The sequence below is a fragment of the Lactococcus sp. KTH0-1S genome, assembly GCF_052544945.1.
In genome coordinates this window covers 2,371,325-2,379,149 of the sequence record NZ_CP195165.1, presented here as the reverse complement: position 1 = coordinate 2,379,149, position 7,825 = coordinate 2,371,325, and the positions used below count along the sequence as shown (strand labels likewise).

The following is a 7,825-nucleotide window of genomic DNA, read 5'->3' as shown; positions in this document are numbered from 1 at the left end:
ATTACTCCTTTACTTTTTAGTTTGTTGATAACTCATTATATCATTTCACTTTATATTTTTCCACAGTCTGTTGAAATTAACAAAAGAAAGTTTTCCACCATAAGAAAAAGTTATTAACAAAACTGTGGATAATGTGTAAAAGTTTTCTTATCCACAGGAAAAGATAAGGAATATCAAATGCACACAGACTTATCCACAAATCAAAAAAAGTTAAATTTATAGATTATTTCCTGTGGAAAAAGAAAAAATTAAGAAAAATTTACCACAGCTTTTAGACAATCATTTTTATCTTTGGGGATATTTTATCTCTAATGTAATAAAATCAAAGAATTTGAAAATGAATTGTTAAATTTTAAGTTTTCTACTATATAAAGACGGAATATGGAGACGAACTATTTACTACAAAACAAAAGAGAATTCAATTTTCTACTATTTATAATAAAAATTTAGTTATGCTTAAAAACATCATTTCTACGTGAGAAATCAAAGATTTTTATTCTCAGAAGGTTAGGAAGATTAAAATAAGTACCTTATCCTATTAAAAAATAAAAAGTAATGAAAATCAGTGGTGGCATGAAATAAAGCGAATACAGGAGCGGGAAAAAGCGAACGTAAGATAAAAAAAGGGATAAAAGTCACAGTTAATTCTTGACAATGAGAAGTAGGTTTGATAGAATATAATAGTTGTCGCAAGAGACGAGGGTCTTGAAGCGATAAGCTAGACCATTGAAAACTGAATAAAGAAGAATGACTCATGTGATGTAGTAAGATACATCAAAAATCTGTCAATCAATAATGAAAGACAAGCCAGTCACCTAGGTGACTTAAATACTTTATTTGAGAGTTTGATCCTGGCTCAGGACGAACGCTGGCGGCGTGCCTAATACATGCAAGTTGAGCGCTGAAGGTTGGTACTTGTACCGACTGGATGAGCAGCGAACGGGTGAGTAACGCGTGGGGAATCTGCCTTTGAGCGGGGGACAACATTTGGAAACGAATGCTAATACCGCATAACAACTTTAAACACAAGTTTTAAGTTTGAAAGATGCAATTGCATCACTCAAAGATGATCCCGCGTTGTATTAGCTAGTTGGTGAGGTAAAGGCTCACCAAGGCGATGATACATAGCCGACCTGAGAGGGTGATCGGCCACATTGGGACTGAGACACGGCCCAAACTCCTACGGGAGGCAGCAGTAGGGAATCTTCGGCAATGGACGAAAGTCTGACCGAGCAACGCCGCGTGAGTGAAGAAGGTTTTCGGATCGTAAAACTCTGTTGGTAGAGAAGAACGTTGGTGAGAGTGGAAAGCTCATCAAGTGACGGTAACTACCCAGAAAGGGACGGCTAACTACGTGCCAGCAGCCGCGGTAATACGTAGGTCCCGAGCGTTGTCCGGATTTATTGGGCGTAAAGCGAGCGCAGGTGGTTTATTAAGTCTGGTGTAAAAGGCAGTGGCTCAACCATTGTATGCATTGGAAACTGGTAGACTTGAGTGCAGGAGAGGAGAGTGGAATTCCATGTGTAGCGGTGAAATGCGTAGATATATGGAGGAACACCGGTGGCGAAAGCGGCTCTCTGGCCTGTAACTGACACTGAGGCTCGAAAGCGTGGGGAGCAAACAGGATTAGATACCCTGGTAGTCCACGCCGTAAACGATGAGTGCTAGATGTAGGGAGCTATAAGTTCTCTGTATCGCAGCTAACGCAATAAGCACTCCGCCTGGGGAGTACGACCGCAAGGTTGAAACTCAAAGGAATTGACGGGGGCCCGCACAAGCGGTGGAGCATGTGGTTTAATTCGAAGCAACGCGAAGAACCTTACCAGGTCTTGACATACTCGTGCTATTCCTAGAGATAGGAAGTTCCTTCGGGACACGGGATACAGGTGGTGCATGGTTGTCGTCAGCTCGTGTCGTGAGATGTTGGGTTAAGTCCCGCAACGAGCGCAACCCCTATTGTTAGTTGCCATCATTAAGTTGGGCACTCTAACGAGACTGCCGGTGATAAACCGGAGGAAGGTGGGGATGACGTCAAATCATCATGCCCCTTATGACCTGGGCTACACACGTGCTACAATGGATGGTACAACGAGTCGCGAGACAGTGATGTTTAGCTAATCTCTTAAAACCATTCTCAGTTCGGATTGTAGGCTGCAACTCGCCTACATGAAGTCGGAATCGCTAGTAATCGCGGATCAGCACGCCGCGGTGAATACGTTCCCGGGCCTTGTACACACCGCCCGTCACACCACGGGAGTTGGGAGTACCCGAAGTAGGTTGCCTAACCGCAAGGAGGGCGCTTCCTAAGGTAAGACCGATGACTGGGGTGAAGTCGTAACAAGGTAGCCGTATCGGAAGGTGCGGCTGGATCACCTCCTTTCTAAGGAATATATACAAAGACGTGAGCATTCAACTTTATTCAGTTTTGAGGGGTTTAGTGATAAACCTAAGCAAGAATCAAATTCTTGATTGTGGGGCCTTAGCTCAGCTGGGAGAGCGCCTGCTTTGCACGCAGGAGGTCAGCGGTTCGATCCCGCTAGGCTCCATTGTCAGACAAGACGTTAAAATCACTTGAACATTGAAAACTAAATAACAATATCTAATAACGATAAATAAACCAAAAGCTGTGAATTTTAAAGAATTTACAAACTTATACTTGAAAAACGATGATTATAAATCATCATGGCAAAGTTAATAAGGGCGCACGGTGGATGCCTTGGCACTAAGAGCCGATGAAGGACGTGACTAACGACGATATTCTAGGGGGAGCAGTAAGTACGCCTTGATCCCTAGGTCTCCGAATGGGGAAACCCAGCTGCTACTAGCAGTTATTCATGAGTGAATACATAGCTCATGTAAAGGTAACGCAGAGAACTGAAACATCTAAGTACCTGCAGGAAGAGAAAGTAAAAACGATTTCGTAAGTAGCGGCGAGCGAACGCGAAGAAGGGCAAACCAAGAAGCTTGCTTCTTGGGGTTGTAGGACTGCAACGTGGACTTAAGCATTATAGTCGAATAACCTGGGAAGGTTAATCAAAGAGGGTAATAATCCCGTAGACGAAATAGCGCTTATACCTAGCAGTATCCTGAGTAGGGCTGGACACGCGAAATCCAGTTTGAATCCGGGAGGACCATCTCCCAACCCTAAATACTCCTTAGTGACCGATAGTGAACCAGTACCGTGAGGGAAAGGTGAAAAGAACCCCGAGAGGGGAGTGAAATAGCACCTGAAACCGTGTGCCTACAAGAAGTTCGAGCCCGTTAATGGGTGAGAGCGTGCCTTTTGTAGAATGAACCGGCGAGTTACGTTATGATGCGAGGTTAAGTTGAAGAGACGGAGCCGTAGGGAAACCGAGTCTGAATAGGGCGACTTAGTATCATGATGTAGACCCGAAACCTAGTGACCTATCCATGAGCAGGGTGAAGGTGTGGTAAGACGCACTGGAGGCCCGAACCAGGACACGTTGAAAAGTGTTTGGATGACTTGTGGATAGCGGAGAAATTCCAAACGAACTGGGAGATAGCTGGTTCTCTCCGAAATAGCTTTAGGGCTAGCGTCGAAATGTAAGTGTATTGGAGGTAGAGCACTGTTTGGGTGAGGGGTCCGTCTAGGATTACCAATCTCAGATAAACTCCGAATGCTAATACACATGTTCGGCAGTCAGACTGCGAGTGCTAAGATCCGTAGTCGAAAGGGAAACAGCCCAGACCAACAGCTAAGGTCCCAAAATATATGTTAAGTGGAAAAGGATGTGGGGTTGCACAGACAACTAGGATGTTAGCTCAGAAGCAGCTATCATTCAAAGAGTGCGTAATAGCTCACTAGTCGAGTGACCCTGCGCCGAAAATGTACCGGGGCTAAACATATTACCGAAGCTTTGGATTGATATTTTATCAATGGTAGGAGAGCGTTCTTAACCGCGATGAAGGTATACCGTGAGGAGTGCTGGAGCGTTAAGAAGTGAGAATGCCGGTATGAGTAGCGCAAGATAAGTGAGAATCTTATCCACCGTAAGACTAAGGTTTCCAGGGGAAGGCTCGTCCGCCCTGGGTTAGTCGGGACCTAAGGCGAGGCCGAAAGGCGTAGTCGATGGACAACTGGTTGATATTCCAGTACTAGATATGATCGTGATGGAGGGACGCAGTAGGCTAAGAGATGCCAGTTAATGGATTCTGGTCTAAGCAGTGAGGTGTGAGATGTGTCAAATGCATTTCTCTTTAACATTGAGCTGTGATGGGGAAGCAACTACGGTTGCGAACTCTCTGATGTCACACTGCCAAGAAAAGCTTCTAGCGTAAAGTCATATCTACCCGTACCGCAAACCGACACAGGTAGTCGAGGCGAGTAGCCTCAGGTGATCGAGAGAACTCTCGTTAAGGAACTCGGCAAAATAGCCCCGTAACTTCGGGAGAAGGGGTGCTGGTGTAAAAGCCAGCCGCAGTGAATAGGCCCAAGCAACTGTTTATCAAAAACACAGCTCTCTGCTAAACCGCAAGGTGATGTATAGGGGGTGACGCCTGCCCGGTGCTGGAAGGTTAAGAGGAGTGCTTAGACGTAAGTCGAAGGTATGAATTGAAGCCCCAGTAAACGGCGGCCGTAACTATAACGGTCCTAAGGTAGCGAAATTCCTTGTCGGGTAAGTTCCGACCCGCACGAAAGGCGTAATGATTTGGGCACTGTCTCAACGAGAGACTCGGTGAAATTTTAGTACCTGTGAAGATGCAGGTTACCCGCGACAGGACGGAAAGACCCCATGGAGCTTTACTGTAGTTTGATATTGAGTACCTGTAAGTCATGTACAGGATAGGTAGGAGCCATTGAAATAGGGACGCTAGTTTCTATTGAGGCGTTGTTGGGATACTACCCTTGACTTATGGTTACTCTAACCTGCTGGCATAATCGGCCAGGGAGACAGTGTCTGACGGACAGTTTGACTGGGGCGGTCGCCTCCTAAAGAGTAACGGAGGCGCTCAAAGGTTGGCTCAGATTGGTTGGAAATCAATCGTAGAGTGTAAAGGTAAAAGCCAGCTTGACTGCGAGAGCTACAACTCGAGCAGGTAGGAAACTAGGACTTAGTGATCCGGTGGTACCGCATGGAAGGGCCATCGCTCAACGGATAAAAGCTACCCTGGGGATAACAGGCTTATCTCCCCCAAGAGTTCACATCGACGGGGAGGTTTGGCACCTCGATGTCGGCTCGTCGCATCCTGGGGCTGTAGTCGGTCCCAAGGGTTGGGCTGTTCGCCCATTAAAGCGGCACGCGAGCTGGGTTCAGAACGTCGTGAGACAGTTCGGTCCCTATCCGTCGCGGGCGTAGGTAATTTGAGAGGATCTGTCCTTAGTACGAGAGGACCGGGATGGACTTACCGCTGGTGTACCAGTTGTTCCGCCAGGAGCACGGCTGGATAGCTATGTAGGGAAGGGATAAGCGCTGAAAGCATCTAAGTGCGAAGCCCACCTCAAGATGAGATTACCCATTCGTAAGAATTAAGAGCCCAGAGAGATGATCTGGTAGATAGGCTGGAAGTGGAAGAGTTGCGAGACTTGGAGCGGACCAGTACTAATCGCTCGAGGACTTTACCAAAAGAGTCAAATATAATAGGCTTATGGTTTAAAAGTTAGAAGAATTGTTATTTAGTTTTGAATGTTCAAGGTAACATTTAATGATTTGGTCATCATTGCGATGGAGATACACCTGTTCCCATGTCGAACACAGAAGTTAAGTCCATCTACGGCGGAAGTACTTGGGGGTTGCCCCCTGGGAGATAGGCGAGTGGCCAAGTTGAAAGTATGGTCCGTTGGTCAAGGGGTTAAGACACCGCCTTTTCACGGCGGTAACACGGGTTCGAATCCCGTACGGACTATATTATTAAAACTCGGGGAACCGAGTTTTATGTTATTGCGGATTAGCTCAGTTGGTAGTAGCGCATGACTGTTAATCATGATGTCGTCAGTTCGAGTCTGACATCCGCAGCTTTTAAGAGACCTACGGGTCTCTTTTTTTATTATAAATATAGAAAATGTTTAAGAAATTTTGATATAATTTGATAAACGGAGAGATGATATAGAATGCAAAAGAGATATACAACTTGGAATGAATATTTGCGAACCAATTTTGGTGAAAAAATATTTAAAGTTCCTATTGATGCTGGTTTTGACTGCCCTAATCGGGATGGTACGGTTGCTCATGGTGGATGTACTTTTTGTACAGTATCTGGTTCAGGGGACATGATTTTGGAGCCAGAAGCTCCAATTGCGGACCAATTTGCTGCCGAAGTGGCTCAATTTCATAAAAAGTGGCCTGGAGTGAAGAAATATATTGTTTATTTTCAAAATTTCACTAATACTCACGCCCCTGTTGAAGTACTGAGAGAGCGTTTTGAACAAGCGGTAAACCAACCAGATGTTGTAGGTATTTCAATTGGTACTCGTCCTGACTGTTTACCAGATGACGTTGTAGATTACTTGGCAGAATTAAATCGTCGAATGGAAGTTTGGATTGATTTGGGTTTGCAGACTACTTATGAAGAAACATCAGATTTGATTAATCGAGCTCATGATTATGAAACCTATGTAGATGCGGTGAAGCGATTGAGGGTTCATAATATTAATGTTTGTACTCACTTAATCAATGGTTTACCTGGAGAAACTAGTGAGATGATGTTAGAAAATGTTCGACGAATGGTTTTAGATTCTGATATTCAAGGTGTGAAATTACATTTACTTCATTTGATGAAGCAAACTCGTTTGCAACGTGATTATCATGAAGGAAAATTACAGCTGATGTCGCAAGAAGAATATGTAAAAGTGATTTGTGACCAACTAGAGATGATTCCAAAAGAAATTGTTATTCATCGTTTAACAGGAGATGCTCCGCGGGATTTAATTATTGGACCTATGTGGTCTTTAAAAAAGTGGGAAGTTTTGAATAGTATTGATGCTGAAATGGAACGGCGAGGAAGTGTTCAAGGTTGTAAAGATGTTCGGCTTAGTGAGCTAATTACATTTTAACTGACAGGAGGTGAATTTTTATTCATCTCTTTTCTATTGAATTTGGTGTTATAATAGGAAAGAAATTGAAAATCTGTCAGTAAAACTGAAATTGGTATATAAAAATAATTAGAAAGTGATGAGGAAATAAATGTTAAAACAGTTAGAAATGGCTCACTGGATGTTGAAAGACATCATCAACACTAATGATGTTGTGGTGGATGCAACGATGGGGAATGGTTATGATACTCAATTTTTAGCGGAATTAGGGGCGAATGTATATGCTTTTGATGTGCAAGAAGAAGCGCTAAATGCAACTGAAAAACGTTTAGATGATGCTGGAATAAAGAATCAAATATTTGAAAAAAATCTCTCGAATTTACTGACAGAGCCGTCAGTAAATCTAGTTTTGTCTGGTCATGAAAAGCTTTCTGAATACGTCAAAGAGCCAATCAAAGCAGCTATTTTTAATCTTGGATATTTACCAAAAACTGATAAAAGTGTGGTTACAAAGGCAGATACCACTTTGACCGCTCTAGAAGCTTTGACTAATCAGTTAGTTGTAGGTGGAAGAATTGCGATTATGATTTATTACGGTCATGAGGGGGGAATGGAAGAAAAAGATGCCGTTATTAAGTGGACTTCTAGTTTGCCACAAAAGGACTGGGAAGTGACTTCTTATGCACCTCTTAACCAAATTCATACGCCGCCAATTTTAGTTCTAATCGAAAAAAGAAAATAAATTTACTTGAACAGTTATGAATCTTATGTATTCTTTTATCTCTTGTTTTTTCCAAAAAAAAGAGTAAAATAGAGAAATGCTTATTTTTTTAA

At 43.4% G+C, this 7,825-nt stretch carries 2 protein-coding genes, 3 tRNA genes and 3 rRNA genes; all 8 read left to right on the top strand.

From position 1 onward, the window contains the following. Window positions 1-833 precede the first annotated feature (833 nt). The 8 genes from ACRYLU_RS11790 to ACRYLU_RS11755 all read left to right on the top strand — a co-directional run bounded on the left by ACRYLU_RS11790 (window position 834) and on the right by ACRYLU_RS11755 (window position 7,733). A 16S ribosomal RNA gene (locus tag ACRYLU_RS11790) occupies window positions 834-2,380 on the top strand. Between the two features lie 93 nt (window positions 2,381-2,473). Continuing rightward, window positions 2,474-2,546 (top strand) — tRNA-Ala (locus ACRYLU_RS11785). 138 nt (window positions 2,547-2,684) lie between these two features. Then, a 23S ribosomal RNA gene (locus tag ACRYLU_RS11780) occupies window positions 2,685-5,585 on the top strand. Between the two features lie 83 nt (window positions 5,586-5,668). Next, window positions 5,669-5,784: ribosomal RNA gene (rrf, locus tag ACRYLU_RS11775) — 5S ribosomal RNA — on the top strand. Together the 16S, 23S and 5S rRNA genes with 3 tRNA genes alongside form the textbook arrangement of a ribosomal RNA operon. 9 nt (window positions 5,785-5,793) lie before the next feature. Next, window positions 5,794-5,865: transfer RNA gene (locus tag ACRYLU_RS11770), tRNA-Glu, on the top strand. 36 nt (window positions 5,866-5,901) lie between these two features. Then, a tRNA-Asn gene (locus tag ACRYLU_RS11765) sits at window positions 5,902-5,975 on the top strand. A gap of 95 nt (window positions 5,976-6,070) precedes the next feature. Then, a complete protein-coding gene (locus ACRYLU_RS11760) occupies window positions 6,071-7,012 on the top strand; it encodes a TIGR01212 family radical SAM protein (protein WP_445081031.1) in 942 nt (313 codons plus the stop codon). A gap of 130 nt (window positions 7,013-7,142) precedes the next feature. Continuing rightward, window positions 7,143-7,733 carry a tRNA (mnm(5)s(2)U34)-methyltransferase gene (locus ACRYLU_RS11755; RefSeq protein ID WP_445081030.1) on the top strand — a complete coding sequence of 197 codons (591 nt, stop codon included), beginning with the start codon at window positions 7,143-7,145 and terminating at the stop codon, window positions 7,731-7,733. The last annotated feature ends 92 nt before the right edge of the window (window positions 7,734-7,825 follow it).